Below are 25,577 nucleotides of genomic sequence, written 5' to 3' on the forward strand. Positions count from 1 at the left end.
GCGCCCTCGGCGCGCCCAACCCCTGCAAGGCACGCCGTCCTCACCTCACACCGGAATGTCCTTCCACGGCCGCACGGAGTGCAGGCGGTTCCGGAAGGACTCGATGCGCTCGGACACCTCCCACATCGTCCGCGTGTCCCGCAGCGCCTCCAGGTACAGGCACCGCCTTGCCAGGGCCGTGAGGTCGAACGCCCAGTACATGCTCATCAGCGGGTTGATCCACAGCTTGCTGCCCTCGGTGCGCACCGTGCGGTGCACGTCGCCGTACTCACCCTCGACGGCCGTCACCACCGACAGGGACACGATGCTCGGCGCGCGCGGCATCCGCCGGCACACGGAGTCCACCGCCTCTTTGTACAGCGCCACCTCGCCCATCGGCTCCAGCAGCGCCGTGACGCCCAGGTATCCGCCCTGCTTGCTGAGCGCCGCCACGGACTCCAGGAAGTGCGCGTGGCAGACGCCATGGTGGAAGTCCACCCCGAAGCCCAGACACACCACGAGCTTGTCGCGCAGCGCCAGCGCATCCACCGCGGCCAGGCTGCTGAGGTCCTCCTCCGGTGTCCCCAGCCCGACCTCATCCCCGCGCATCAGGATGTCCGTCCCCCCGTCCACCAGCACCACCGTGTCGAAGCCCAGCGCTTCCCGCAGTGCCTCATACGCCGTGCGCAGCGGCACCACGCCCGCGCGCTCGAAGCAGTACACCGGGACATGCTCACCCCGGGTGTCGAACCATTGCGCCAGCAGTCCTTCCGGGAAGTAGTGGACCGGACCTGGCGTGTGGCCATCCACCTCCACGAGTCCCGGCGCCAGCCTGCGCCCCTCCACCTCCTCCAGCCGCGTGAAGCTCAGGTTCGCCAGCGACACCTTCTTTCCCAGCGCCCGCAGCCGGAAGAACAGCGGCAGCCCGCTGAACACGTCAAAGCCTCCGCCCGCGCCCGCGATGAGCACGTGCTCCGCCCCCATGAGCCGCTCGAACAGCGGTGAAGTCGACAGGTCCACGTCACGACTCCCTTCCTGGCACCAGCCCTCGCTATATAGCCGCGCCATGCCCACCCTCATTCTCAGCGCGAAGGACCTGCGCGGCCTCTACACCGTCGAGCTCGGCCTGTCCGCCGTCGAGCGCGCCTTCCGCGCCCACGGCCTCGGCGAGGCCCTCATGCCTCCCAAGGTCTACCTCTCCCTTCCCAAGTACGACGGCGACTTCCGCGCCATGCCCGCGTTCCTCGACGGCTCCGCCGGCGTGAAGTGGGTCAACGCCCATCCGCGCAACCCCGAGAAGCACAACCTCCCCACCGTCCGCGCCCTCTACATCCTCAGCGACCCGGACACCGCCTCCCCCCTCGCCATCCTCGACGGCACCCTCCTCACCGCCTGGCGCACCGGCGCCGCGGGCGGCGTTGCCTCCAAGTTCCTCGCGAAGAAGGCCCCGCGCACCCTCGGTCTCGTCGGCTGCGGCGTGCAGGCCCGCGTCTTCATCGACGCCCACCGCGCCATCTACGGCGAGTTCGAGCTGCTCCTCGCCGACGCCTCCGAGGCCGCGGCGAAGGCCCTCCAGGCCGAGAAGGGCGGCCGCATCGTCAGCCTCCAGGAGGCCTGCGGCGCCGACATCGTCTGCACCTCCACCCCCGTGCGCTCCCCCATCGTGAAGCGCGAGTGGATCCGCCCCGGCACCCACATCAACGCGATGGGCGCCGACGCCCCCGGCAAGCAGGAGCTGGACGCGCGCATCCTCACCGACGGCCGCGTCTTCATCGACGACACCGAGCAGGCCACCCACTCCGGCGAGGTCAACGTCCCCCTCCACGACGGCCTCTTCAAGGAGGAGCAGATTGCCGGCACCCTCGGCGAAGTCGTCGCCGGCAAGAAGCCCGGCCGCGCCGGGGACGAAATCACCGTCTTCGACTCCACCGGCCTCGCGCTCCAGGACGTGGCCCTCGCCCGCGCCCTCTACGACGTCGCCCTCAAGCGCGGCGTCGGCCAGCAGCTCGACATCGTCGGAGGCTGAAGCCTCGCCCCAGCGCGGCCCAATCCCTGTCACAGACGCGTCTCGGGATAACGGGGTCAATCTCAACCCCAAGCGACCAGGGAAGTGTCCGAAATCCGGCTACTGGACACTTCCAGCTAATCTAGAGTATTCCGCAACCACGCGCTGACTGAGGGGGAAGTCCTTCCATTTCGCAGCAACCGCACCCGTCGGAGGGAGACCGCTTCTCCCCCGCGAGGGCCGTGCTGCGTCTTGTAGACCGCCCCGGAGGATTGGCGCGCGGTGTCAATTCCTGACACCCGGCGTTCCTTCGGAGAGTCATGCATCCCAATTCCTCACGTCGGCTCGCGCCGCGCCACACCGGCCTGCTCGGGCTGGTGGCGCTGGTCGTGTCCGTCCTTGCCCTTCCCGCGTCCGCCCAGACGCAGACCAACACCCAGGCCACGCAGCGCGCCATCAACTTCCTCAGCGCGGACGTGACGAACTGGACCAACGCCAACAACTGCGTGGCCTGCCACCGCCAGGGCGCCGTCGTCTACGGCATGGCCAACGCCAAGGCCAACGGCTACGACATGAACGTCGTCGTCGGAAACAACCGCACCAACACCCAGAACCTGGAGTTCCTCGCCCAGCGCATCAAGGTGGACCAGCTGGCGAACGGCTCGTGGATTCACGAGGGCACGTCGTTCCGCAACGAGAAGACGTCCTTCTCCACCTTCGGCCTGGCCGGGTACGACCAGAACGTCTCCACCCAGTACAGCGCGGGGCTCACCGCCGCGGCCAACTGGGCGCTCACCACGCAGGAGGCCAGCGGCCGGTGGCCGTCGGACCACGCCAACTTCCCGGTGGACCACGGCAGCGTGCCCACCACCGCGCGCGTCATGACGGGCATCGCCCAGGCGAAGCAGCGCGTGGACCCGGCGAAGGCCGCGCAGTACCAGGCCGCGCTGGACAAGGCCGCCGCCTTCCTGCGCGCCAACCTCAACAACGGTGACACCTCCGCCACCGGCAACGGCATGCCCTACACCTTCGAGGTGGCCTGGGCCATCGTCGGCCTGAAGGTCGCGGGCCCCGGCCCCAACGGCGAGAACACCGCCGCCATCAACACCCTGGCCGACCGCCTCATCGCCCGCGCCTCCACCGCCGGCGTCCCGGGCTGGGGCAACCTGGCCAACGAGGCGGCGAACGACTTCGCCACCGGCAGCGCCATCTACGGCCTGTGCCTCGCCGGCCGCGAGCCCGCCACGGACCCGCGCCTGCGCAGCGCGATTGAGTGGATGAAGACGCGCCAGTCCCCCGACGGCAGCTGGCGCACCGGCTCCGCGACGTTCGACATCCCCACCACCTTCGCGGCCCTGGGCCTGTCCTGCTTCGGCGACTTCAGCGTGAAGGTGTCCGTGGTGGGCTCGGACCGGAAGGAGCTGCTCATTGGCCCCAACCCTTCGCAGACGGCGACGTTCACCTTCCGCGTGAAGAACCACGGCTACCAGGCGGACACGTACACGCTGAGCACCCAGGGCGGCCTGCCGGGGTGGACGTCCGTGGTGAGCCAGCCCACGCTGTTCCTCGCCGCGGGTGACGAGGGCACCGTCAGCATCACCATCACCGCGCCCCCGGACCTGTTCCCGGCGCTCACCTCCGAGTTCACCCTCACCGCCGCCTCGGGTGGCGCGCCGGGCGTGTCCGACAAGGCCCGCGTCAACGCGTACACCCCGCCGCTGCCTCCCGTGACGGGCCGTCCCACCGTCACCGCCATCCAGACGCCCGCCACCAACGCGCACGTCATCATCGGCCAGGGCGCCACGCTGTCGGCGCGCGTGACGGATGCGGGCACTCCCGTCTCCGGCCCGGGCAAGGGCGTCGTCACCTTCTACGTCGCGGGCGTGCCCGTGGGCGCGGACCAGGACGCGGACGGCGACGGCCTCTTCACCACCCCGTGGAATCCCGCCGTGGACAGCTGGACGGTGACGGGCACGCAGGACTACCGCGCGGTGTACTCCGGCGTGGAGCTGCAGGCGCCGCTGGCCAACCTGCTGGGCAGCACCGACGCGCGCACGCTCATCATCGACCCGTTCCCGCATGAGACGCCGATGGTCACCATCGGCAACCCGCCGGCCTACACCCGCGAGACGACCCTGGACATCTGGGGCTACGCCACGCCGCGCGCCCCTGGCGCCTACGTCACCTACGCGGCCTTCATCGTGAATGGCGGCGCGCCCATCGTCCTGACGCCGGGCAACGGCGGCCTCATCTTCACCACCATCACCCTGGTGGAAGGCCCGAACATCATCACCATGACGGCGCGCGACAGCTTCGGCGGCGTCACCACCAAGCAGGTCAACCTCACGGTGGACCGCGTGGCCCCCATCCTCACCATCGTGTCGCCCGCGGAAGGCGCGGCCATCGGCTCGTCGGTGATTGCGGTGACTTCGTCGGTGCAGGACCAGACGCCGGTGCGCGTGGAGACGCAGTGGGCCAACGTGTCGCTGCTCGAGTTCGGCAACGGCTCCGTCACCCACAACGTGACGGTGAACTACGGCGACCAGGGCATCATGGTGCGCGCCACGGACAGCGCGGGCAACGTCACCGAGAAGTTCATCATCATCTGGTCGGACCCCGGCACGCCGGTGGTGAGCACCAACTTCGCGGACGGCCAGCTCTACGGCCCGATGCTGAATGACACGTTCAACTACGCCATCAACGTGCAGACGATTTCCGCCACCACCGTGCGCGTCAACGGCGGGCCGGTGATGAACCTGCCCCGCGGCGGCGGTCAAATCCAGACGACGGCGGCGCTGCTGCCGGGCGTCAACACGTTCAACATCACCGTGACGAGCGAGACGGGCGTCACCACCACCACCACCCGCCGGGTGAACTACGACGTGGCGCCGCCCCAGGCCACGCTGCTCAGCCCCGTCGCGGGCAGCACCGTCAGCGGCACCATCACCCTGAGCGCCCGCGTCACCGACAACTACGGGCCCATCGGCTTCGTGGGCTTCAGCCGCGACATGTCCGGCATCCGCTCCGGCACGCTGCAGCCGAACGGCACGTGGACCGCCGAGCTCGACACGCGCGAGCTGGTGGACGGCGCGCACACCGTGGACGTCTGGATGAACGACGGCGTCAACAACTTCACCGTGCAGAGCTTCAACTTCAACGTCGACAACTGACGCTGACACGGTGAAGTGAGAACGGGGCGCCGCGGAAGCTCGCGGCGTCCCGTTCCGCGTTTCAGGGGGCCGTGCGCGGGCGTGCGCCACTGTCCACGGGTGACGCGGGTCCGCTTCGGAGACGTCACTCCGGGGACCCGAGGGGACGCGGGAACGTCCGTGAGCGACACCCGGCGACATGGGTGGGGGACAGCCCGTGAAGGAGGTGGCAGTTTCAGCCGTGCCGTTCCTGCCTCCCCGCGAGGCGACCGGGCGGCCCCAGGTACCCGCCTGGGGGCTGGCACCCTCTGACTTGGAGTGACGTGAGCCGCGTCGACCCACCCAACGACGTCCACCAGCCTCCCGGCGTGGACGTCAACCGCCGCTTCTATCACTCGGTGCTGGGCTTCCTTCAAGGCCTCACCGGGATGGAGAAGCGCTTCTGGATTCTGGTGGTGACGGTGGGGCTCATCGCGGGGCTGGGCGCGGTGGCGCTGCTCAAGGTGCTCCGCTTCACCCAGCAGCTCTTCTGGCGCAACGGCGGGGAGGAGTTCCTCGCCGGCGTGGCCGCCGCGCCCACCTGGCGCCGCGTGCTCATCCCGATTCTCGGCGGCGCGCTCGTCACCCTGGTGTCGCTCGTCGTCGGCCAGCCCCTGCGCGGCCACGGCACCGCCGGCATCATCGAGTCCATCTGGGTGAAGTCCGGCTGGCTGTCGCTCCCCCGCGCGCTGCTGCGCGGACTCGTCTCCATCATGGCCGTGGCGCTGGGCGCTCCACTGGGCCGCGAGGGCGCGCTGCTGTCCACGGGCGCCGCGAGCGGCTCGGCGCTGTCGCGTGTGCTGCGGCTGGGCCCCGGGCAGGCCCGCCTGCTGGTGGCCTGCGGCGCTTCGGCCGGCATGGCGTCGGCCTACAACGTGCCCATTGGCGCCGCCCTCTTCGGGCTGGAGGTGCTGCTGGGCAGCTTCGCGCTGGAGATGTTCGGCCCCATCGTCGTCTCGTGCGTGGTGGCGACGCTGGTGTCGCGCGTGCTCATCGCGGACCACCCCAGCTATGTCATTCCCCACTACGCGCTCACGCACCCGCGCGAGCTGGTGCTGGCCATCGTGCTCGGGCTGGTGATGGGCGCCGCCTCCGCGCTGTACGTGCGGGGCATCAACGTGCTGTCGGACCTGCTGGACCGCGCGTCCGGAGGGTTCTCCGCCTTCCTCCCGCTGGTGGCCATGACGGTGGTGGGCGTGGTGGCGGTATGGCTGCCGCAAATCATGGGCAATGGCTACGACGCGGTGAACGCGGCGCTGCTGGGCCACGTGCCCCTGCTGATGCTGCTGCTCCTGCCCCTGGCGAAGCTGGCGCTCACCTCGCTGTGCGCGGGCGCGGGCGTGCCCGGAGGGCTCTTCACCCCGTCGCTCTTCTTCGGCGCGCTGTTGGGAGGCGCCTTCGGTGTGCTGACCGAGCAACTGGCGCCGGGAGGCGCGCCCAGCGGGGCGTATGCGCTGCTGGGCATGGGGGCGGTGCTCGCGGGCACCACGCACGCGTCGGTGTCCGCCGTGCTCATCATCTTCGAGCTCACCGGCGACTACCCGCTCGTGCTGCCGCTGATGCTCAGCACGGTGGTGGCCGCGGCGGTGAGCCGCAGGCTGGAGCCCGAGTCGCTCTACACGTCCGTGCTCAACCGCCGCAACGTGCGCATGCCCGCCACCGTGCCCCAGTGGCTGCGTCAGGAGGGCGCCCGCGCGCTGCTCATGCCCGTGCACCAGCGCGTCTCACCCGCGGCCCCGTTCCAGGAGGTGGTGGCGCTGCTGCTCGAGCTGCCCCCGGGCGAGGACCTCTACGTCACCGACGAGCAGGGCCGGTACCGCGGCGCGCTGGTGCTCGACTCGCTCAAGGGCCACCTGCCGGACCACACGCTGCTGCAGGCCACCATCGCCGAGGACATCCTCGACACGCGCGTGAGTCCCATCACCCCGGACCTGTCACTCGCCGAGGTGGCGCGGCGCTTCTCCGAGACGGCGCTCGAGCGGCTCCCCGTGGTGGATGGGGACTTCCGGCTGCTCGGCACCATCTCCAAGCGGGACGTGTTGAAGCAGGGAACGTTCTAGAGGAGGCACGACGTGGAAACGAGGCAGATGCCCCAGGGCCCGGCGCGCATCTGGAGCATCGCGCTCATGTCACTGCTGTGCACGGTGCTGACGGTGGTGCTGCTGCGCCACCCGGGGCCGCCCACGCCGCCGCCGCCCGACGTCCCCGAAGCGGCGGACACCTCCAAGCCCCTCACCGACGAGCAGCGGCGCGCCATGTACCGCGCGTGGCCCCTGTTCCAGGGCTGGCCACTGCCGCAACTTCCCGCCGGCCCGGGACCGCGCGACGCCGGCCAGGCGCCTCCCGCCCCCGACGCGCACCCCTGAGGCGTGCGCCGTTGGTTTTTGACAGCTCGCGGCAACGCGCGAGTGACTGCCATTTCCGCATGAGCGACGCGGGTTCGAGGTGGGTCCGAATGCACCGGTGCGCCTCGCTGAAGGCATGTGAAGACGGAGAAGCCTTGCAGGCGTGCGAGGACCGCACCTCCTCGAATGTCTGTCTCTCACGCTGGGTAAACACAGACATCCCGGCTCTGGCGCGGCAATGACGCAGCGCTCTCACGCCACACAGTGGACAGCCACTCCACGCGTGCTACCGAGGGAGGACGCGGGTCACCTCTGCCCGTGCTCGTGTCGAGAGTGCCTCGGGGTGGACATGGACTCGCATGGCTCGCCTGGGCGGCAGGTGCACAGGGCGGCAGGCATGCATATTTCTTCGCGGCCCTTTGCTCGTGTCTGGACTCGCGGCGGTATCCTCTCATTCCAGGCAGTCCGTCTCATGAGCGCGGGGGGCGCGCACGGGACGCCAACGCCACCGTGCCCCCATGCCCTCAAGCGTCGAGTCATTGCCATCACCTCGCACCCTGCTCACGCAGAGTGGGTGCCTCCTTGCCGCGCTGCTGGTGCTGCTCGTCGCGCCGCCGGCGCGGGCCGCCACCAACGCCGAGGCCGCGCAGCGGGCCATCAACTTCCTCAGCGCGGACGCCGCCAACTGGGCGACGCAGTTCGGGTGCACGTCGTGCCACCGCCACGGCGCGACGATGTTCGCGCTCTCGACGGCGCGCGCCAATGGCTATGACCTGGATGCGCTGACGTACAACCAGCGCACCAACCGGCAGAACCTGGAGGCCATCGCCGCGCGCATGCAGTCCGAGCAGCGCCTGGACGGCTCGTGGATTCACCAGGGCAACTGGTACCCCTACGCGAAGACGAGCTACTCCGCCTTCGGCCTCGCGGGCTACGACGCGAACGTGGGCACGCAGTACTCGGACGCGCTGGTGCGCGCCGCGGACTGGGCCGTGAGCACGCAGGCCGGTGGCCGCTGGAAGGAGGACTTTCCCTTCTACCCGGTGGGCTACGGCAACGTGGGCGCCACCGCGCGGCTGATGACGGCCATTGCGCAGGCGAAGCAGCGCGTGGACCCGGCGAAGGCCGCGCAGTACCAGGCCGCGCTGGACCAGGCCGCCGCCTACGTCATCGCGCACATGAATGATTTGACGGACGGCCCGGACAAGGACGGCCAGCGCTACACGCACCAGGTGGCGTGGGCCATCGTCGGGCTGAAGGCCGCGGGGCCGGGGGCGAGCGGGCAGCACACCACGGCCATGAACACGCTGGCCGCGCGGCTGCTCGCCACGCGCGCGCTCGGGGACGCGCCGGGCTGGGGCGGGCTGGCGGGCGAGGCCCCGGACGAGTACGCCACCAGCGTCACCCTGTACGCGCTGTGCGTCGCGGGCCGGAAGCCCGGCGCGGACGGGCGCATGGCCGGCGCCATCGACTGGCTCAAGTCGCGTCAGGCGTCCAACGGGAGCTGGGGCGCGGGCACGCGCTACCCGGACATCCCCACCACCTTCGCGGCCATGGGGCTGGCGTGCTTCGGGGACTTCAGCGTCGGCGTCTCCGTGGCCGGGGCCGCGCGCAAGCCGTTCGAGCATGACCTGCCGCGCGCGCAGAGCACCACGTACGTGCTCACGGTGCGCAACAATGGCTACAAGACGGACGCGTACACGCTGACGACGCAGGGCGGGCTGCCCGGGTGGACGGCGGCGCTGAGCAGGACGACGCTGGAGCTGGGCCCGGACGAGTCGGCCACCGTCACCCTCACCGTCACCGCGCCCGCGGGGCTGGCGGCGTCGCTGACGTCGGAGGTCATGGTGGTGGCGTCGTCGGTGGGCGCGGCCAGTGTGAAGGGCTCGGCGCGGCTGACGACGTACACCACCCCGCCGCCGCCCACCGAGGGCGTGGCGACGACGACGACGCTGCTGACGCCCGCGGACGGCACCCAGCTCACGGTGGCGCTGAACAACCCGCTGTCCGCGCGCGTGGTGGATGACCGCGGCTGGCAGGCGCAGGGCCCGGGCATGGGCGTCGTGACTTTCGTGGTGGCGGGCGTCACGGTGGGCGCGGACAACGACGCGGACGGGGATGGCGTCTATTCGATGGTGTGGCGGCCCACGACGGCGACGTGGGACGACCTGGGCCTCCAGGACGTGCGCGCGGTGTACTCGGGTGTGACGCTGCAGCCGGACCGGGACAACCGGCTGGGCAGCACGGACTCGCGGCAGGTGGAGGTGCTGGCCTCGCCGTTCCCGAATCCCTCGGTGACGCTGTGCGGGCTGCCGAGCTTCACCGAGGAGACGTCCATCGACGTGTGCGGCTTCGCCACGACGCCGGCCTCGGGCGCGGGCATCGAGTCCGCCGCCTTCATCATCCACGGGCAGCGCTACCCCGTGGTGCCGGACGACAACGGTGGGCTGGTGACAGAGCACCTTCCGCTGACGGACGGGCCCAACTTCATCCAGCTGGTGGCCGTGGACACGTTCGGTGGCATCGCGAGCGGCGAGGCGATGGTGATGGTGGACAGCACCGCGCCGGAGCTGACCATCGTCTCGCCCACGGAGGGGCTGGGGCTGACGGGGTACAGCGTGGACGTGCGGGTGGCGGTGCAGGACTGGTCGCCGGTGCGCGTGGAGACGAACTGGGTGAACGTCAGCGATGTTCCCGCGGGCGGCGGCACGGTGACGCACACGGTGTGGCTGGGCCCGGGGGAGAACGTCATCCTGGTGCGGGCGACGGACTCTGTGGGCCACGTCACGGAGAAGGAAGTGAATGTCTGGGTGGATGCCCAGGCGCCGTTCGTGGGCACGGGGCTGCCGGACGGGTGGCTCGTGGGGCCGCAGCCGGGGGATTCGCTGTGGTACAGCATCGGCGTGTACGCGGCGTCCGCGACGGTGGTGGAGGTGTCGCCGGGCGGGACGTACACGCTGCCTCGCGGCGGTGGCGGCGTGAACGCGATGCTTCACCTGGTGCCGGGGGTGAATACGTTCACGATTGATGTGACGGGCGAGACGGGACTGAAGACGTCACTGACGCGCACCGTGCGCTACGACAACTCGCCTCCGGAGGCGGAGCTGTTGGTCCCTGTGCCGGGCGGGATGTACAGCGGCGCGGTGACGCTCACGGCGCGGGTGACGGACTCGCTGACTGGCGTGCGGAGCGTGGCGTACACGCGGGATGGCTCGGGCATCCGTGGAGCGGAGCTGCAACCGGATGGCACGTGGACCGCCGAGCTGGATACGCGGGAGCTGGTGGACGGGGAGCACACGGTGGAGGTGTGGATGACGGATGACGCGGGGAACTTCGTCATCCGCTCGTTCCCGTTCTCCACGAGGAACCGGTAGTCACAGGAGCGCGGTGGGCTACACCGGTTCGAACTTCGTGCCGGTGATGCCCACGGCTTCCATCGCGTCCTTGAGGTCCTCGGAGACGATGAGGGCCACGTTCCAGCCCCATGGGCGGAAGATGTCGGCGTCGCCCACTTTCGTGGGGTCGATGCGCATGCCGGAGACGACGTGATATCGGCCCACCTTTTCGGGCTGGCCGTCCTCGGGTTTCCAGTACCGCACTTCCTCGCAACGGGCGTCATCGATGCAGCGGATGGTCCGCAGCGTGTTGAGGATGAAGTAGGGCCCCTTGTGGCCTTCGACCTGCACCGGGATGAACTGGACGTCCTGGACGCGTTGGTGCTGGAAGAGGTCGACGACGCGCTCGTGGACCACGGGGATGGCGAAGGAGGCCAGGGTGAAGTCCAGCGTTACTCCGTCAGGCCTCACGGGGAATCGATTGGTTCCCGCAGACTCAATCCGCTGGCCCTTGCGAAACAGCCAGGGGTCGTCGAGTGCATTCCCTCCCTCATCCACGGGGCCTCTCAAATGCCACCGGTGACGGATCCGCATGTTGTCCGTCAAGTCGAAGTAGCTGGGCATGGCGGAAGCTCTACATCCACTTCAAGGTTGAGTGACGAGTTGATGGAGTCGTGAACCTGGGGTGCAGACCTCGCCCTTGAGTCTCTTGAGCTCCTCCACGAACAGGGCCCTGCATCGAGATACTGTTCCGCAGTCTTGCAACACATCATCGAGCCGCTGGAAGACCTCCGCATGATACGCCTCGGGATGCGGCCCTTGATGATTCCTGAGATAGGCAAGGTTCGCAGGGTCATCCAAGGTCATCCCCACCCTTTCGAAGAGTTCCTCGAACCGGGGCGTCCACGGTCCACCGCGAATCTCGGAGGTGTCGTTCTTGTTCGTGGCGAGGTGGTGCCACTGGTGGTCGTCCTTCTTCACCGAGCCGTCCGTGCACGCGCTGCCCGCTCCGCCCGACGCGGAGGCCGTCGCCGTGCCCACCGCCACGCCGCTGACCACCAGCGAGCCGTCCGCCACCATCTGCACCGTCGTCGCGCTCTGCCACGTCAACCCTCCGGGCATCGCGTACCGCGACGGCGTGAGCAGCGACCACAGTCCGCCCTCGGGCACCTTCGGCAGTGCCTTGCCCACGCCGAAGCTGGCCACCAGCACCACGGCCCGCAGCGCCGTGCCTCCCATGGCCCGTCCGAAGCGCTCGGCCACTGCTTCCAGCTCTTCCACCGTCCTTGCTGCTTCCGCGTCCTTGTAAAGCTGGTAGCAGGCCAACCCCAGGTTGCGCAGTTCCAGCAGCCCCACCGCAATCGCCAGCCTCACCGTCAGCGCCGCCGCGAAGGCCTTGGAGAACACCGGCTCTGGCAGCGCCCATGCCGCCAGGTACACGACGACTGACAACGTCACGCTGGCCAGGAAGACGGGGGAACGGAACAACTCCTCCGCCGCGTCCCGGATGCCGGGGCCCATGTACCGAGGGGAGCGCTGCAGCGCGAGGAAGAGGCGGCTGTGCTCCAGCGAGCCCGGCAGCGGCAACCGCGAGGGGCCGTACTTCGCGAGGAACTCCTGTCGGAGCCGCAGCTCCCACTCGGCGGGTGCGCCCTCACTCGCGAGCGCTCGCTGGAAGCGGGGCACAGGCGTGTGGCGCAAGGCCTGGTGGAAGCCGGCCAGCACCGCGCGGGCTTCTTCCGGGCTCAGTGTTTCCCACGCAGGTGCGGCCTCCAACGGAGTGAAGGACAGCCGCACGCGGTCGCCAGACAGCCGCGTCGTCCGCACGACTTCGGGCCGGGACGGACTGCCTCCGTCATCCGCGTGCCCGTCCGGTGACGAAGCGCACGAGGCGAACACTATCGAGCAACAGAGCAGGGCCATGCGCAACAGCGGGGAAGCTGTCCTCATGCGCGGGCAGCTTGCACGACACGATGCCTGCGCGCACTTGGGCAGCGGACCTTCATGGCGTGGGCACAGCCGCTCCGGAATTTTCGAGCACCGCGAAGCGCCGCCGCGTCCCTACACAGCCTTCGCGAGCTGCCGCATCAGCTCCGCCTGCTCGGGGTACAGCTCCACCAGGGACTCCGCGGACGGCATCTCCCAGTCCGCGAAGTCGAAGCCCGGCGCCACGGTGCAGCCCACCAGCGTGTACTCCCCACGAGGCACCGCCGCCTGCAAGACGCCCGCGTGCACCACCACCTGCGGCTGCTCGCCCTTCGTCACATCCCTCCCGAGCACCACCGTCTCCACCCGGCCACTCGCGCCCACGAGGAGCAGCTCCAGTGGATGCCCGTCGTAGAAGTGCCACACCTCGTCCGAGGTCACCCGGTGCCATGCCGCGAACGAGCCTCTCGGCAGCAGGTAGTAGATGGCCGTGCCCGCCGAGCGCACGCCTCGCGGTGTCTCCACCGCCAGCGCCGCGCGATAGGTCTCCTTGTAGAAACCACCCTCGGGATGCGGCACCAGCCCCAGCCTGCGCACGAGCTCATCGACCATGGCCGCGCAGTGTATGCGCCCCGTGCCTCACTCCGGCAGCGGCGTGGCGACGTAGTCCCGGCCGCTGTCCTCATGACAGCCATGGCACGTCGAGTGGCCCCGGCCGTAGTAGTTGTCGCCGTAGTCCGGCCCCAGGCCCTCGAAGAAGATCCACGTGTCCTTCCCGGCCCCCTCGGACACCTTCACGTCGAGCGCATGGCCTCGCAGCGTCTTCCCCTCCGAGTCGTACAGCTCCTTCACGGTGATGCTTCCCGGGGGGTGCGTGGCGTTGCCCGCGCGCATCGACTCCGCCAGCACGTCGTTGAAGAACACGCGGACCTTCGGGCCATGTGAGCGCACCGAGTCCCTCGGCGCGGACTCGGCGAGCCACGTCGTGTAGCGCCCGTCGCGCACGAAGGCGGTGATGCCCGCCTCCGACGTGTCCAGGTCCCCCACCACGCCTACGTGCTCATCGACAGAGGACGAGGGACCACAGGCCGCGAGCAGCACGGTGACGGCAACGAACGACAGTCGCATGGAAGGGACCTCGTGACGGAGTACGGGCGCACGGCCCGCGATGGCGGCTGTCCCCGGTACGCCACGAGCACGACCCCGGTTACGGCGGAGCCGCTGGCCGTGCCCACAGCCACCCGCGCCGGTACGCACAGCGCTCGTGTCCGCGAGCCCGACCTCAGGGGCCGCGCATGACCATGCCCTCGCCCAATCGCAGGAAATCCCTGTCTCTTTCTCCGTGCTTGCGGGCCTCCAGCGGCCCGTCCGCGCTCCAACCTCGCGGGTCCCCGCGTGTCGCCCCTCCCTGTTAGGGTAGCGACCCAGGAGGTAGTCAGGGCTTGCTCCAACCATTTCCTCGGGTCATGCTGGTGCTGACCACCTTGGCAGGTATGACGGCGGTCGCGGGAGATACCGGGGTGGAGCGGCAGATGCGTCAGCGGCACATCACCCTCTCCGCGGAGAACCCGGCGACGATGCACGGGTTGCATGTCGCCGCGGGCACCGCCACCGTGCTGCTGTTCGACTCGCCCGTACTCCCCGCCAGCCTGGAGCTGGGTGCGTCGCGCGAGCGCTTCGAGCGCATCGACATCACCGAGCGCGCCCTCATCCTCCTGCCCCGACTGGAGCTCGCGCCCCACGAGCGCATTCCCCTCACGGTGCGCTTCGCGGACGGGCACTTTCCCCACCGCGCAACCTTCGCCCTCACGACCGAGCCGGGAGAGGTGGACCTCCAGGTCCGCGTCTTCCGCACCGCGCTCGCTCCCGAAGCGCTCGTGGAGCAACTGGGCGCCGTGCAGGCCCGCTGCGAGGACTCGGGACGCTTCTCCAACCTGCTCTTCACCCGGGACCTGGGGAACGGCATCGTCGTGAAGCGGCTGAACCCCCGTGTCGTCGTTGACGACGGCCCACCGCCCCTCAACGTCGTCGGCATGCGGGTCTTCGTCGCGCCGGGCCTCCTGGCCTTCGAGGTCATCCTCCTCCTCGCCGAAGGTCAGGCTCCCTGGCAGCCCGGAAGGATTGAGGTCCACAGCGAGACGACGGAGGAGCGGGTCCCGGTCCGGGCGGTGGACCTGGATGTCCAGACACTCCATCCCGGAGTCACGGGGAGGCTCGCCCTGGAGCTTCGAACGCGTCCCGCTTCGCCAGCCGAGCTGCTCCGCATCGACGTCCACGAGCAGGGTGGCGCACGCATCCTGCACCTTCACGAAGTGCGCATTCCGCTGCCCCCACCCGAGGTGACGCATTGAGTGCGGAGCACCCACTCACGCTCCGTCCGGGAATGACGGTGGGCCCCTGGCGCATCCTCGCTCAGGTGGGCTCGGGCTCCTTCGGCATCGTGTTCCAGGTCGAGCACGCGGGGCAGCGCCATGCCCTCAAGTTTGCCCTGCGAGGTCCGGGCAGCGACGACCTCAACCACACCGACGCTCGCGCGGCGCGGGAGCTGGCCTGTCTGCTCCAGGCCGTCCACCCCAATGTGGCGCGAGTCTGGGCGCATGGCCGCTGGCCGGATGCGCGGACGGGCTACCACTACGTGGTCATGGACTTCGTGGAGGGCCCCACCCTGGATGGTTGGATGAAGCGAGCGCGTCCGTCGGCCCGCGGGGTCGCGCACCTCTTCGCCCGGCTGGCGCGGGCCCTGGGTGAGCTGCACGCGCGCGATGTCTTCCACCGCGACCTCAAGCCGTCCAACATCCTCGTGCGCGACGCCGACGCACAGCCCGTCCTCGTGGACTTCGGCAGCGCGGACCATGCCGAGGCACTCCCGCTCACCGAGGGCACGCTCCCTCCCGGCACGACGCAGTACCGAAGTCCAGAAGCCCTCCGCTTCCACCGCGAGCACTCCGACCGGCCCGACGCGCGCTACCCCTTCCGCGCGACGGATGACCTCTATGCCCTGGGTGTGACGCTCCACGAGGTGCTCACGGGTGCTCCCACGTTCTCACCGACGCTGCCCCGGGAAGTCCTCATCGAGCACATCGAGGAGCGTCCGCCTCCCCTGCCTTCCGAAGTGAATCCCCGAGTCCCTGCATCGCTGGAGGCCATCGTCCTTCGGCTTCTCCGGAAACGGGCCCGGGAAAGGTACTCCCACGGCGAGGCCCTGCACGCGGCCCTCGAGGAAGCGCTGCGCACCGCCGGGCCCGAGTGGGACGAACCCCTGTTCCCGGAGGCGCAACCCCATTCGACAGTGCAGGCGAAGCTGGACCGCGCCAGGCTCGCTCCGCGCCCGCCCCCTCGCGAGCCCCCTCCCACGGCAGCCTCCGCCCACGTCTCCGGTCCAGCTCCCGCTCGCGACACGCCCGGGTTCCAACCTCCGCGTCCCGCTTCGTGGCGCCTGCTGGGTGCGGGAGTGCTCCTCGGGCTGCTGGCCATGCTCGGGTGGACGAGCGCGGGAGCGTCCCACACTCCGGGACGGCCGCTGGCTTCGGTGTCCACCCCGCCTCCAGGCGCGGACGGCTCTACCGGTGAGACTCCCTCGCTGGCGGATGCAGGTATGGATGTGGGGATGAGCGAAGAAATGGTGACGAGCCCGATGACACCTGGAACACCCAAGCCTTCCGCCGCGTCCCCGGGTGCATTGAAGCGCGCGCTGCCGGTCTGCCTCGCGGGAGTCGCCGCGGCCGCCAGCCTCCACTGCGCGAGCACGACCTATGCGACGCCCGTGGGAGAGCATCCCCGCAGGAACCAGCCCTGCTCTCCCAATGCCATGAGGAACATGGACAAGCTGCTACGGAAGTTCCGCGGCTCGTACAGCCTTCCGCTGATAGGCACCGCCCAGCTCGACTACCACCAGGACTACGTCGACGGCGACGTGCTCATTGGCGGCCTGAGGACGGGCGCCATCAGCAGCATCGTCCGGAATCCCGGTGCCTTCCCCTCCGGCACCGTCCTGTATGGCTGGGTGTGGGTGGACGGAGAGGATGCGGAAATCCAGTGGTTCGAGGCCGACGTCCCGCGCTTCGGGAAGGAGTACGCCAGCCGCATCACCGTCTGCGCCCGGGTGGGGGACGAGCAGCGCCGGACGGTGCGTCACGCACCGGGCTCCACTCCGAAGGCCCCCATCTGGGTGCGAACCGACGACTACGTGGTGGTCGACTCATGGTGACGCGAGCCACCTCCTCGGCGGCCCGCGCCCCGCTACTTCTTCTTCTGGTGCATGGCCGAAGCCACCAGGTTCATCAGCTTGAGCTGCACCGGCGACAGCTTGCGCAGGTTGCGCATCAGCCGGCGCATCTCGGGTGTGTCGTCCTCGCGAGTCTTCGCGACATTGGGCGCCACCTTGTCCTTCGCGGGCGGCGGGGCGGACAGGTCCTCGCCCAGGCCGAGCAGTTCGTGCGGTGGCACGTGGAGCACCACGCACAGCCGACGCAGGTTCTGCACGCTGGGCAGCATGTGCCCGCGCTCCAGCCGCCCGTACACCTCCGACGCCATGCCAATCCGCTCCGCGACATCGGCCTGCGTCAGTCCCATGCGCACCCGGGCGGCCCTCGACGCGGCTCCCAGCATGCTCGCCAATTCTGTGTCCATGCGTGTGTCAGTCCACGAAAGGAGGGGCCCCGCTCCAGGCGCCTCGGAGGCCCATAGATAACCCTCAAGGTCGGGTACTTTCACCATACCTTCAGCGTTTTTTCAAACAAGGCTCGGCCTTGCACCACGCCACTTTGCGGGCGCTGCGTGCCTTGCGCGGAGTCACGCGATTCCAACGTCCGCCCGTCGCTTTTTCCACGGACGGCGCCGCGCACGCTTCCGCGCGGAGCGGCGCGTGTCCACGCTCGCGGCGCCTTCCACTCACTCACGCACGGAGCCGCACGCATATGGATTCCATCGGACGCCGCAGGTGGGCCATCGCCGAGGGCTGGATTCCCAGCCAGAGCACCGGGCCCGCTCCGACGATGACGAGCCACGAGACGGCCTGCCTCCTCAACACGGGAGACCGCGACGCCCAGGTGGAAGTGACGCTCTTCTTCAAGGACCGTGAGCCCGTGGGGCCCTACCGCGTCACCGTGCCCGCGCGCCGCACGCTCCACCTGCGCTTCAATGACTTGAAGGACCCGGCGCCCGTGCCCCGCGACACCGACTACGCCAGCGTCATCCTCTCGGACGTGCCCATCGTCGTGCAGCACACGCGGCTGGACTCGCGCCAGGCGGAGAACGCGCTGATGACGACCATCGCCTTCTCGGAGTGACGCCCGGCGCCGCGCTTCACGTGTCCACGCCGCGCGCCTCGGCGGTGGCCGTGTCCTCCGCGTCCAGCAGCGCGCGCCTGCGCTCGGCCGCGGTGAAGAGCATGCCCAGCGGCAGGCCGAGGAAGACGGCGTGCAGCACCACCTGGGGGAACTGTGGCACGTCGAGGAACCACGGGTAGTAGCCGCGCCCGACGAACTGGAAGTTCAGCAGCCAGATGAACATGCCGAAGAGCATTCCCACCGCGGCCTGGAACTCCCAGCGGCCCCGGCCGTCCGGCGTCAGCATCGCGTCCAGGAAGGAGTAGAGCAGCCCGGAGAGGGCGGACAGCAGCACGTGGACGCCGAAGCCCACGAGCAGCGCCGTGCCGGCGGACACCTGCGGGGTGAAGGCCGCCGGCCCCAGCACCACTCCCGCGGACATGCGGACCGGACGCATGGCGCTGTCGCCCGCCGCCACGGCCAGCACCACCTCCGCCAGCGCCAGCACCACGCCCGCGGCGACGCCGAAGAGCAGTCCATTCGTCGCCGACCAGGGGGTGTACCTCCGCCGAGCCATCGCGCCTCCTTGTCGGGGCCGCCGCGCGCTCGGCCCCAGGCGTCAACGTGGACATGCGGCGCGCGGGCGGGCAGCCAGTGCGCGGCGGGTGCTCGGGGCTCTGCTTCCCCAGCGGCCGCGCGGGCAGTCCGCTGCCGGACGCGAGGCGACCCCCCCGACCAGTGACGGCCAGCGCCCCCGCTCCGCTATCCGGGAGGCAGGCGAGCCCTCCCCCGCTCCGGGTAACCGAGTGCCCGCCAGAGGAGACCGTATGTCACGCCTGATTGGCTGCATGGCCGCGCTTGCCTGCCTCACCCTCGTGCCCGGCTGCGACGATGACGACGACGATGACGGGGGCAATGACGACACGGTGGAGTGCCCGACGGGAGGCACGCAGCTCACCGAGCAGAACTTCGGCCGGGCCTTCCTGGACACCTACTGCACGCGCTGCCACAGCTCCACGCGCACCGGCGCCGCGCGCAACGGAGCGCCCGTGGGCTTCGACTGGGACCTCATCGCCTCCGTGCGCGCGCACGCGGAGGAGATGAACGAAGAGGCCGGCGCCAACGCGGATGGCAGCGTGAATACCGAGATGCCGCTGAACGACCCGCGCCCGTCCGACGCCGAGCGACGCCAGCTCTCCGAGTGGCTCGTCTGTGGGGCGCCCTGAGCCCGCGGCTCCGGCACGACGCGCGTCGAAAGGTCTCCGAGGGGCGCGGTGCCTGAGAGGTGGAGCGGCGCCCGCACGCCGCGCCACCTCGGAATCGGCACGGGCCTTCCGCCGCACGGCGCATGGCCACGGCTTCGCCCCACTGACGGCATCGCCGCACATCGTGCTCCCCGCCACCCGGAGCTTGGCCACGGCTTCGCCCCGCTGACGGCATCGCCGCACATCGTGAGCTCCGCCCCCCGGAGCATGGCCACGGCGTCGCCCCGCTGACGGCATCGCCGCACATCGTGCTCCCCGCCACCCGGCACAGGGCCACGGCTTCGCCCCCGCTGACGGCATCGCCGCACACCGTGCTCCCCACCACCCGGAGCGTGGCCTCGCGCCCACACCCCGGGGGCCGGCCTGGGGGCACGGCCCCCCACTCGGACTGCCCCTCCTGTCGTTTCTTCCGCGCCTCCGCGCCGCGGCCTGTAACTCCTTCACCCTGAGTCGCCGCACACCTGGGCATCTACCCGGACTCCCAGCGAGAGCGGGCAGGCACGCCATTGGCAAGGAGCGGACCCGGGAAAGGAACGACGAAACCGGGCATGCCGCAGCTCCGCCACCACAACCAGGGTCCGTACCGCGTGCACTATGCGCCCCAGGCCTGGCGCGAGGTGGGGCGCATGTCGGCGGAGACCTTCCTCGCGCTCCAGAAGGTGCTGGAGGGGCTCGGTGAAGCCACCGGGCGCGCTCCCGAGGCCACCAACGGACTTGGCCGGCATGCCCTGCCGGAGCACGGACTGGAGCTCGAGTACACCTGGGACGAGCGCTCGCACACCCTCACGCTGCTGTCACTCGTACGCGTGCCGCGCAAGCCGTGAGCGGCCCCGGCCGAGCGCTCAGGCCACCGTGCCGCAGAGGTTCTGCACCGCGTCCAGCAGCTCCTCGACGATGAACGGCTTGCGCAGCAGGCCGCGCGCGCCCGGCGGCGCCTCCGTGGAGACAGCGGTGAGCACCAGCACCGGCACGCCCTGCATGCGCGGCGTCTCGCGGATGCGCGCGAGGAACTCGTGGCCGTTCATCACCGGCATCATCAAGTCGAGCAGGATGAGACACGGCCGGCGCATGTGCTGGAGCTCTTCGAGCGCCTCGCTGCCATTGGCGGCGATGACGACGTCGTAGCCCTCCCCCTCCAGGATTTCCGCGATGGCGGCCCGGATGTCCTCGTCATCCTCCACGACGAGCACGGACCTGCGCGGCGCTGCGGTGGCCATGTGCGAAAGCATAGAAGCCCCGCAAGCCGCACCGCGACCCGCAGCGCCCCCCGAGCCAGCATTAGTGGACAGAAATCCGCCGCCTGGACGCTGAGATCAGCCCCCCTGGCGGACATTTCCGCTGAGCCTCGAAACGACGCTTTTTTGGTTTGAGGTCGAAACGGAAGAGAGGCTTGTTCATCCAGAAGGCCACGCCGGGATCCGGGGAGCGTGCAGTCCCTCACGGGAGGCTCGGGCGGCGGTGGGCCAGGGGTTACCTCCGCGTGGGGCGCCTCCCTACCTTGGAGCGGTCATGTCCCGAATCGCAGAGGGAACCAGGGTCCGAGGACAGGGAGGCGGCGAGGCACGGCCGTGGAAGGCACGGGCGTGGGCCGAGCTGGAGACGGCCCGGGCGCGCGTGCTGGGCATGCTCGCCGGGCTGCCCGAAGCCGAGCTGCTGCGCCAGCACTCGCCGCTCATGTCGCCGCTCGTCTGGGACGTGGCCCACGTCGCCAACTACGAGGAGCAGTGGCTGCTGCGCGCGCTCGGCGCCCCGGCCCTCACGGACCCCGCCTTCGACGCCATCTACGACGCCTTCCGGCATCCACGCGCCACGCGCTCGGAGCTGCCGCTGATGGGGCCCGGGTCCGCCTTCGCCTACGCCGCCCGCGTGCGCGAGGCGGTGCGCGAGCACCTGGACTCGCTGCCCGACACCAGCACGGACCCCCTGCTCGTGGGCGGCTACGTCTTCGGCATGGTGGCGCAGCATGAGCAGCAGCACGCGGAGACGCTCGCCGCCACGCTGCAGCTGATGACGACGGTGGAGTACCGCATCCCGTCACCGCGCGCCCGCCCGCGTCCCGGCGCGGTGCCGCTGTCGGAGGTGTTCATCCCCGGCGGCCCGGTGCGCCTGGGCAGCGACCACCCGTGGGCCTACGACAACGAGCGCCCCGCCTTCCTCACCGACGTGCGCCCCTTCCTGCTGGACGCGCACCCGGTGACGAATGGCGACTACCTCGTCTTCGTCGAGTCCGGCGGCTACGAGGACCCGCGCTGGTGGCACCCGAAGGGCTGGGACTTCGTCCAGAAAGAAGGGCTGCGCCACCCGCAGTTCTGGCTGCCTCAAGGTGGCCATGTCTGGCTTCGGCGGCGCTTCGGCCTGGTGGAGCCGCTGCCCAAGGACGAGCCCGTGCAGCACGTGTGCTGGTACGAGGCGGACGCGTACTCGCGCTGGGCCGGCAAGCGCCTGCCCACGGAGGCCGAGTGGGAGAAGGCCGCGCGCGGCAGCGACGGCACGCCGCGCGAGCACCCGTGGGGAGACGCGGCGCCCACCGAGGCGCACGCCAACCTGGGCGGAGACACGTGGGGCCCGGCGCCGGTGGGCAGCTACCCCGCGGGTGTCAGCCACGACGGCGTCTGGGGCCTGCTGGGCGATGTCTGGGAATGGACGGCGAGCGACTTCCGCCCGTACGCGGGCTTCGCCGCCTTCCCCTACCGCGAGTACTCCGAGGTGTTTTTCGGAGAGGACTACAAGGTGTTGAGGGGAGGAGCGTGGGCCAGTGCGCCGGTGGCGGTGCGCAATGGCTTTCGCAACTGGGACTTCCCCCACCGCCGGCAGATTTTCGCCGGCTTTCGCTGTGCACGTGACGTGAGGTGAGGCGATGCGGGTGAGGACGGCGCAGACGACGACGGGGACTCCGGGCGGCGGCACGCAGGGCGCCCCGGGGGTGAGGGTGGACGTGTACGTGCGGCCGGGCGACGCGAAGCGCGCGCTCCGCGCGGAAGCGCTCCAGGGGCTGTGCGGCAATCCCAAGGAGCTGTCTCCGAAGTGGCTCTACGACGAGCGCGGCAGCCAGCTCTTCGACGACATCACCCGGCTGCCGGAGTACTACCCGACGCGGCGCGAGCGCGAAATCCTGCTCGCCCACGCGGGCGACGTGGCGCGGCTCAGTGGCGCGGACACACTGATTGAGCTGGGCAGCGGCACCAGCGAGAAGACGCGCCTGCTGCTGGACGCCATGGAGGAGGCGGGCGCGCTGTCGCGCTTCGTTCCCTTCGACGTGAGCGAGACATTCCTCCGGCGCGCGGCGGACTCGCTGGCACGCGAGTACCCGGGCATCAGCGTGCACGCGGTGGTGGGCGACTTCGAGCGGCACCTGGGCCAGTTGCCCGGCGGCGGTCGGCGGCTGGTGGCCTTCCTGGGGGGCACCATCGGCAACTTCAAGCCGGCGCAGCGCGCGCTCTTCCTGCGCGAGCTGTCCGCGGGGCTCCAGCCGGGGGACGGGCTCTTGCTGGGCACGGACCTCATCAAGGACCGCGAGCGGCTGTACGCCGCGTACAACGACAGCGCGGGTGTCACCGCCGAGTTCAACCGCAACGTGCTCAAGGTCCTCAACCGCGAGCTGGGCGCGGACTTCGAGCCGGACGCCTTCGAGCACTTCGCGCCCTTCGACGAGAAGAACGCGTGGATCGAAATGCGCCTGGTGTCCAAGCGCGCGCAGGCGGTGTGGCTGTCCACGCTGCGGCGGCGCGTGGACTTCTCCGAGGGCGAGGTGCTGCGCACCGAGGTGAGCTGCAAGTTCGAGCGGCGTCAGGTGGAGGCGGAGCTGGCGGAGGCCGGCCTCACCCTCACCGAGTGGTGGACGGACACCGCGGGCGACTTCGCGCTGTCCTTGGCGCTCAAACGTTGAGATTCGAGAAAAATCTCGCGCGGGCGTCGCAACTTGGCGACGCTCGGGCCGAGAATCGTTTGATGCCGGACGGGTGTGGCCGGCAATCGGGGTCCAGGGCCGGGGACCCTTCTGGTCGCCTTCCTGAAGTGGGTTCGCGCGTCGGGGTGACACTCCTTCCTCCTGCCGGAGAGGGAGCATCGGGAGCCTGACGTTTTGCCTCCTGGCAACGGAGGCTCCCGGGGTCTTCTCGACCCGTTCGCGCACCACCGAGGGAAGGATGGGCCAACACATCCCGCCGGGGGGATGCATCGGGCGGGTGGCTGGGGTTCAACCCGCCGCCACGCCCGATGTCTTGCGGGACTGCCGGGTGCACGCGTCACGTTCCACGGAAGGACTCACGCGGAAGGCGCGGGCTGCGTGCAGGACTGACGAACCGGGGACTGACTAGCGACGCGGCGGGTTGCGGCGCGACGGTGCGCGCACGGGCACCGGCACGGGCTGCGCGTTGGGGCGCGTCCACGCGGCCCAGAGCCCGGCGACGACGGTGGCGATGACGCCGCCCGCGACAATCACCTGCTCCCCCAGAGGTCCAAGGTCCACGGTGGCGAGTGGGAGGGGGAGCATTCCGGAGAACGACATGCGGGGACTCCTGGCAAGGCACTGCGTGGGAGGTCCTGATGGGTCCGGGAGGGCACCCAACGCGGGCCGGGGAAGTGCAGGTTAAGTAACCGTGACAGAATGTGGAAGTCCCTCAGCGACGATGACGACGTGGCGTGCACGGAAGTGCACCCCTCGTCCTGTCCCGCAGGGCTTGCTCCCCGTCACGAATTTCATAATCGGTTGGACACGCGGCGCACGCCGGATGTTCACGCGGGCGCCACGCCTGCCTGCTCGCGCTCACGCTTCATCAATTCCACCTTCATGCACCGGTCCTGCACCACGCGGATGCCGGCGCGGGCCAGCTTCTCCGCGGCCGCGTCGTTGCGGATGCCGAGCTGGAACCACACAGCGCGCGGCTTCTTCTCGAGCAAATCCTCCACGTGCCCGTCGATGTCCTCGGGCTTGCGGAAAACCTGCACCACGTCCACCGCCCCGGGCACGTCCGCCACCGCCGAGTACACGGGCTGGCCGAGAATCGGCCCCTTCTCACCGTGCACCGACACCGGGACGATGTCGTAGCCGTGCGCCTGCAGATAGTGCGGCACCGCGTAGGCCGGCTTGTGCGCCTGGCTCTCCGAGCGGATGCCCAACACCGCCACGCGCCGGCTGCTCGCGAGGACCTCCTGTACTCCGGCATCGTCCTCGACGAGGTTGTCCTTCCAGTCCATGGCTGCCTCCTCGACGGAAGGTTGCCACGACCAGACCCGGCGGCGAGGGAGCACGTCACCCGTGCCCCCAGGCGGGACCTACTTCGGCGCGGGTTGGACCTCGATTTTGCGGCACGCCTCGGTGGCCTCGAGCACGTCCTCCGGCGAGGCACCGGGCAGGCTGGCACAGAGGAACAAGTCGTCCCCCAGTCGCCGCGCGCCGAAGAAGCCGGGCGTCTGGAGTCCCAGGCCACCATCCGCCAGCTTCGGCGCCATGGTGATGCGCAGGAGGGTGTAGCCCTCCGTCTCCTCCTCCTGGTCCAGCGACACCTCGAAGCCCTTCAGCTCCCCGCGAACGCGGTCCGCGAGGTCATCCGCCGAGGGCTTCTGCGTGCCCTGCCCGCGCCGCAGGTCCACCCGCAGCACCGGGCGGCCGGGCGGGCCCGCCTGGAAGCTGTCGTCGGGCGCCACCTGCGCGGACCAACCGTCCGGCAGCGGCACCTTGATGCCCGAGCGCATGGACGAGCCATGCGCCGAGCCATCCGGAGCGGCGGCGGCCGGCGCGGCGTCCTCCTGCTTGCAGCCCTTGCAGCCGGGCAGGAGGCCGAGCGCCAGCACCCACGCGATGTGCTTCCGCGAGCGCACTACTTCTTTTCGCCACCCGGGGGAGGCGGCTTCCCGCCACCGCCGATGTTCTCCATCTTCAGCGAGCCCTCGAAGATGACGCCGCGGTCCATGGACAGCGACGGCGTCTCGAGGTTGCCCTTCACGCGGCCGGGCGTCTTGAGCTCGATGACCTGGGTGGCCTTCACGTTGCCTTCGACCTGACCGTTGATGATGACGGTGCCGGCCTGGATTTCAGCGTTCACCTTCGCGCCGTCACCGATGACGAGCACGTCCTTGGTGACAATCTGCCCGTTGAACTTTCCGTCGATGCGGACCTGTCCCTCGAACGTGAGCTTCCCCTCGAACTCGCTCCCCTTGCCCAGGAGCGTATGCACCTCACCGGAACGCTGCGACACGGATTCCTCCTCCCGCCTGAACAAAGGCTTGCTGGGTGCTTCGTCTTTTTTGCCGCCAAGGAGCGCCACG

The 25,577-nt window shown here is 70.0% G+C and carries 24 protein-coding genes; 12 read left to right on the top strand and 12 right to left on the bottom strand.

Translation table 11 applies throughout. The features are described from left to right. Positions 1 to 45: 45 nt before the first annotated feature. Positions 46 to 1,047, bottom strand: a complete 1,002-nt coding sequence (locus G4D86_RS38090) for a DUF1152 domain-containing protein (protein ID WP_240360691.1) — start codon at positions 1,045 to 1,047, stop codon at positions 46 to 48. On the opposite strand from G4D86_RS38090, the gene G4D86_RS38095 reads away from it, so the two are divergent. From G4D86_RS38095 to G4D86_RS38115, 5 genes are all read left to right on the top strand, one after another. Next, positions 1,046 to 2,005, top strand: coding sequence for a Rossmann-fold NAD(P)-binding domain-containing protein (locus tag G4D86_RS38095; protein WP_163999195.1), 960 nt, complete (start codon positions 1,046 to 1,048; stop codon positions 2,003 to 2,005). The genes G4D86_RS38090 and G4D86_RS38095 overlap by 2 nt on opposite strands. 299 nt (positions 2,006 to 2,304) lie before the next feature. Further along, a complete protein-coding gene (locus tag G4D86_RS38100; RefSeq protein WP_163999196.1) occupies positions 2,305 to 5,154 on the top strand; it encodes an Ig-like domain-containing protein in 2,850 nt (949 codons plus the stop codon). A 347-nt stretch (positions 5,155 to 5,501) separates the two neighbouring features. Next, a complete protein-coding gene (locus G4D86_RS38105; protein ID WP_275899194.1) occupies positions 5,502 to 7,232 on the top strand; it encodes a chloride channel protein in 1,731 nt (576 codons plus the stop codon). A 12-nt stretch (positions 7,233 to 7,244) separates the two neighbouring features. Next, a complete protein-coding gene (locus tag G4D86_RS38110) occupies positions 7,245 to 7,538 on the top strand; it encodes a hypothetical protein (protein ID WP_240360692.1) in 294 nt (97 codons plus the stop codon). A 497-nt stretch (positions 7,539 to 8,035) separates the two neighbouring features. Next, positions 8,036 to 10,891 (top strand): Ig-like domain-containing protein, encoded by a 2,856-nt coding sequence (locus G4D86_RS38115; RefSeq protein WP_163999197.1) that lies wholly within the window; start codon positions 8,036 to 8,038, stop codon positions 10,889 to 10,891. A gap of 18 nt (positions 10,892 to 10,909) precedes the next feature. On the opposite strand, the gene G4D86_RS38120 is transcribed toward G4D86_RS38115, so the two are convergent. From G4D86_RS38120 to G4D86_RS38135, 4 genes are all read right to left on the bottom strand, one after another. Beyond that, entirely contained in the window at positions 10,910 to 11,446 is a 537-nt protein-coding gene (locus tag G4D86_RS38120) for an imm11 family protein (protein WP_163999238.1), read from the bottom strand. Positions 11,447 to 11,497: 51 nt separating this feature from the next. Then, entirely contained in the window at positions 11,498 to 12,802 is a 1,305-nt protein-coding gene (locus tag G4D86_RS38125; protein ID WP_240360693.1) for an AHH domain-containing protein, read from the bottom strand. Positions 12,803 to 12,913: 111 nt separating this feature from the next. Further along, the gene (locus tag G4D86_RS38130; protein WP_163999198.1) at positions 12,914 to 13,390 is read right to left on the bottom strand and encodes a cupin domain-containing protein; all 477 of its coding nucleotides are present in this window, start codon (positions 13,388 to 13,390) and stop codon (positions 12,914 to 12,916) included. Positions 13,391 to 13,417: 27 nt separating this feature from the next. Next, positions 13,418 to 13,906, bottom strand: a complete 489-nt coding sequence (locus G4D86_RS38135; protein ID WP_163999199.1) for a cytochrome P460 family protein — start codon at positions 13,904 to 13,906, stop codon at positions 13,418 to 13,420. Between the two features lie 338 nt (positions 13,907 to 14,244). Between G4D86_RS38135 and G4D86_RS38140 the strand changes: the two genes are divergently transcribed. Then, a complete protein-coding gene (locus G4D86_RS38140) occupies positions 14,245 to 15,129 on the top strand; it encodes a DUF2381 family protein (protein ID WP_275899195.1) in 885 nt (294 codons plus the stop codon). Then, a complete protein-coding gene (locus G4D86_RS38145) occupies positions 15,126 to 16,985 on the top strand; it encodes a serine/threonine protein kinase (protein ID WP_163999201.1) in 1,860 nt (619 codons plus the stop codon). The genes G4D86_RS38140 and G4D86_RS38145 overlap by 4 nt, the downstream gene beginning before the upstream one ends. Before the next feature lie 32 nt (positions 16,986 to 17,017). Here the strand turns inward: G4D86_RS38145 and G4D86_RS38150 are convergent, their stop codons facing one another. Further along, positions 17,018 to 17,407: a helix-turn-helix domain-containing protein gene (locus G4D86_RS38150; protein WP_163999202.1), complete on the bottom strand. Its 390-nt coding sequence runs from the start codon at positions 17,405 to 17,407 to the stop codon at positions 17,018 to 17,020. Positions 17,408 to 17,694: 287 nt separating this feature from the next. Between G4D86_RS38150 and G4D86_RS38155 the strand changes: the two genes are divergently transcribed. Continuing rightward, the gene (locus G4D86_RS38155; protein WP_163999203.1) at positions 17,695 to 18,066 is read left to right on the top strand and encodes a sensory rhodopsin transducer; all 372 of its coding nucleotides are present in this window, start codon (positions 17,695 to 17,697) and stop codon (positions 18,064 to 18,066) included. A gap of 16 nt (positions 18,067 to 18,082) precedes the next feature. Here G4D86_RS38155 and G4D86_RS38160 read toward each other — a convergent pair whose 3' ends face one another. Continuing rightward, positions 18,083 to 18,622: a hypothetical protein gene (locus tag G4D86_RS38160; RefSeq protein ID WP_163999204.1), complete on the bottom strand. Its 540-nt coding sequence runs from the start codon at positions 18,620 to 18,622 to the stop codon at positions 18,083 to 18,085. A 250-nt stretch (positions 18,623 to 18,872) separates the two neighbouring features. On the opposite strand from G4D86_RS38160, the gene G4D86_RS38165 reads away from it, so the two are divergent. After that, positions 18,873 to 19,271 (top strand): c-type cytochrome, encoded by a 399-nt coding sequence (locus G4D86_RS38165; RefSeq protein WP_163999205.1) that lies wholly within the window; start codon positions 18,873 to 18,875, stop codon positions 19,269 to 19,271. 587 nt (positions 19,272 to 19,858) lie between these two features. Next, complete coding sequence (locus G4D86_RS38170; RefSeq protein WP_240360694.1) at positions 19,859 to 20,134, top strand: hypothetical protein; 276 nt, start codon at positions 19,859 to 19,861, stop codon at positions 20,132 to 20,134. Between the two features lie 18 nt (positions 20,135 to 20,152). Here the strand turns inward: G4D86_RS38170 and G4D86_RS38175 are convergent, their stop codons facing one another. After that, the gene (locus G4D86_RS38175; protein ID WP_163999206.1) at positions 20,153 to 20,527 is read right to left on the bottom strand and encodes a response regulator; all 375 of its coding nucleotides are present in this window, start codon (positions 20,525 to 20,527) and stop codon (positions 20,153 to 20,155) included. 292 nt (positions 20,528 to 20,819) lie between these two features. Here G4D86_RS38175 and egtB point away from each other — a divergent pair, with 292 nt between their 5' ends. Both egtB and egtD read left to right on the top strand, forming a co-directional pair. Continuing rightward, positions 20,820 to 22,163, top strand: coding sequence for an ergothioneine biosynthesis protein EgtB (gene egtB / locus G4D86_RS38180; RefSeq protein ID WP_163999207.1), 1,344 nt, complete (start codon positions 20,820 to 20,822; stop codon positions 22,161 to 22,163). Positions 22,164 to 22,167: 4 nt separating this feature from the next. Further along, positions 22,168 to 23,196, top strand: coding sequence for an L-histidine N(alpha)-methyltransferase (gene egtD / locus G4D86_RS38185; RefSeq protein WP_163999208.1), 1,029 nt, complete (start codon positions 22,168 to 22,170; stop codon positions 23,194 to 23,196). Positions 23,197 to 23,622: 426 nt separating this feature from the next. On the opposite strand, the gene G4D86_RS38190 is transcribed toward egtD, so the two are convergent. The 4 genes from G4D86_RS38190 to bacM all read right to left on the bottom strand — a co-directional run bounded on the left by G4D86_RS38190 (position 23,623) and on the right by bacM (position 25,576). Continuing rightward, the gene (locus tag G4D86_RS38190; protein WP_163999209.1) at positions 23,623 to 23,817 is read right to left on the bottom strand and encodes a hypothetical protein; all 195 of its coding nucleotides are present in this window, start codon (positions 23,815 to 23,817) and stop codon (positions 23,623 to 23,625) included. 227 nt (positions 23,818 to 24,044) lie between these two features. Next, positions 24,045 to 24,506, bottom strand: coding sequence for a CoA-binding protein (locus G4D86_RS38195; protein ID WP_163999210.1), 462 nt, complete (start codon positions 24,504 to 24,506; stop codon positions 24,045 to 24,047). A 78-nt stretch (positions 24,507 to 24,584) separates the two neighbouring features. After that, entirely contained in the window at positions 24,585 to 25,130 is a 546-nt protein-coding gene (locus G4D86_RS38200) for a hypothetical protein (RefSeq protein ID WP_163999211.1), read from the bottom strand. Next, positions 25,130 to 25,576, bottom strand: a complete 447-nt coding sequence (bacM, locus tag G4D86_RS38205; RefSeq protein ID WP_163999212.1) for a bactofilin BacM — start codon at positions 25,574 to 25,576, stop codon at positions 25,130 to 25,132. Before bacM ends, G4D86_RS38200 begins: the two co-directional genes overlap by 1 nt. Position 25,577: the final 1 nt, after the last annotated feature.

The sequence above is a fragment of the Pyxidicoccus caerfyrddinensis genome (assembly GCF_010894405.1).
Taxonomy (GTDB): Bacteria; Myxococcota; Myxococcia; order Myxococcales; family Myxococcaceae; genus Myxococcus; species Myxococcus caerfyrddinensis.

Excerpts from the sequence above, each read along its gene's own strand:
- G4D86_RS38130 (WP_163999198.1), bottom strand. The coding sequence starts at position 13,390 with ATGGTCGATGAGCTCGTGCGCAGGCTGGGGCTGGTGCCGCATCCCGAG.
- G4D86_RS38175 (WP_163999206.1), bottom strand. The coding sequence starts at position 20,527 with ATGGCCACCGCAGCGCCGCGCAGGTCCGTGCTCGTCGTGGAGGATGAC.
- G4D86_RS38095 (WP_163999195.1), top strand. The coding sequence starts at position 1,046 with ATGCCCACCCTCATTCTCAGCGCGAAGGACCTGCGCGGCCTCTACACC.
- G4D86_RS38170 (WP_240360694.1), top strand. The coding sequence starts at position 19,859 with ATGCCGCAGCTCCGCCACCACAACCAGGGTCCGTACCGCGTGCACTAT.
- G4D86_RS38150 (WP_163999202.1), bottom strand. The coding sequence starts at position 17,407 with ATGGACACAGAATTGGCGAGCATGCTGGGAGCCGCGTCGAGGGCCGCC.
- G4D86_RS38140 (WP_275899195.1), top strand. The coding sequence starts at position 14,245 with ATGCTGGTGCTGACCACCTTGGCAGGTATGACGGCGGTCGCGGGAGAT.
- G4D86_RS38125 (WP_240360693.1), bottom strand. The coding sequence starts at position 12,802 with ATGAGGACAGCTTCCCCGCTGTTGCGCATGGCCCTGCTCTGTTGCTCG.
- G4D86_RS38195 (WP_163999210.1), bottom strand. The coding sequence starts at position 24,506 with ATGGACTGGAAGGACAACCTCGTCGAGGACGATGCCGGAGTACAGGAG.
- G4D86_RS38135 (WP_163999199.1), bottom strand. The coding sequence starts at position 13,906 with ATGCGACTGTCGTTCGTTGCCGTCACCGTGCTGCTCGCGGCCTGTGGT.
- G4D86_RS38100 (WP_163999196.1), top strand. The coding sequence starts at position 2,305 with ATGCATCCCAATTCCTCACGTCGGCTCGCGCCGCGCCACACCGGCCTG.
- G4D86_RS38115 (WP_163999197.1), top strand. The coding sequence starts at position 8,036 with ATGCCCTCAAGCGTCGAGTCATTGCCATCACCTCGCACCCTGCTCACG.
- G4D86_RS38165 (WP_163999205.1), top strand. The coding sequence starts at position 18,873 with ATGTCACGCCTGATTGGCTGCATGGCCGCGCTTGCCTGCCTCACCCTC.
- G4D86_RS38120 (WP_163999238.1), bottom strand. The coding sequence starts at position 11,446 with ATGCGGATCCGTCACCGGTGGCATTTGAGAGGCCCCGTGGATGAGGGA.
- G4D86_RS38160 (WP_163999204.1), bottom strand. The coding sequence starts at position 18,622 with ATGGCTCGGCGGAGGTACACCCCCTGGTCGGCGACGAATGGACTGCTC.
- G4D86_RS38190 (WP_163999209.1), bottom strand. The coding sequence starts at position 23,817 with ATGTCGTTCTCCGGAATGCTCCCCCTCCCACTCGCCACCGTGGACCTT.
- egtD (WP_163999208.1), top strand. The coding sequence starts at position 22,168 with ATGCGGGTGAGGACGGCGCAGACGACGACGGGGACTCCGGGCGGCGGC.
- G4D86_RS38090 (WP_240360691.1), bottom strand. The coding sequence starts at position 1,047 with ATGGCGCGGCTATATAGCGAGGGCTGGTGCCAGGAAGGGAGTCGTGAC.
- G4D86_RS38155 (WP_163999203.1), top strand. The coding sequence starts at position 17,695 with ATGGATTCCATCGGACGCCGCAGGTGGGCCATCGCCGAGGGCTGGATT.
- egtB (WP_163999207.1), top strand. The coding sequence starts at position 20,820 with ATGTCCCGAATCGCAGAGGGAACCAGGGTCCGAGGACAGGGAGGCGGC.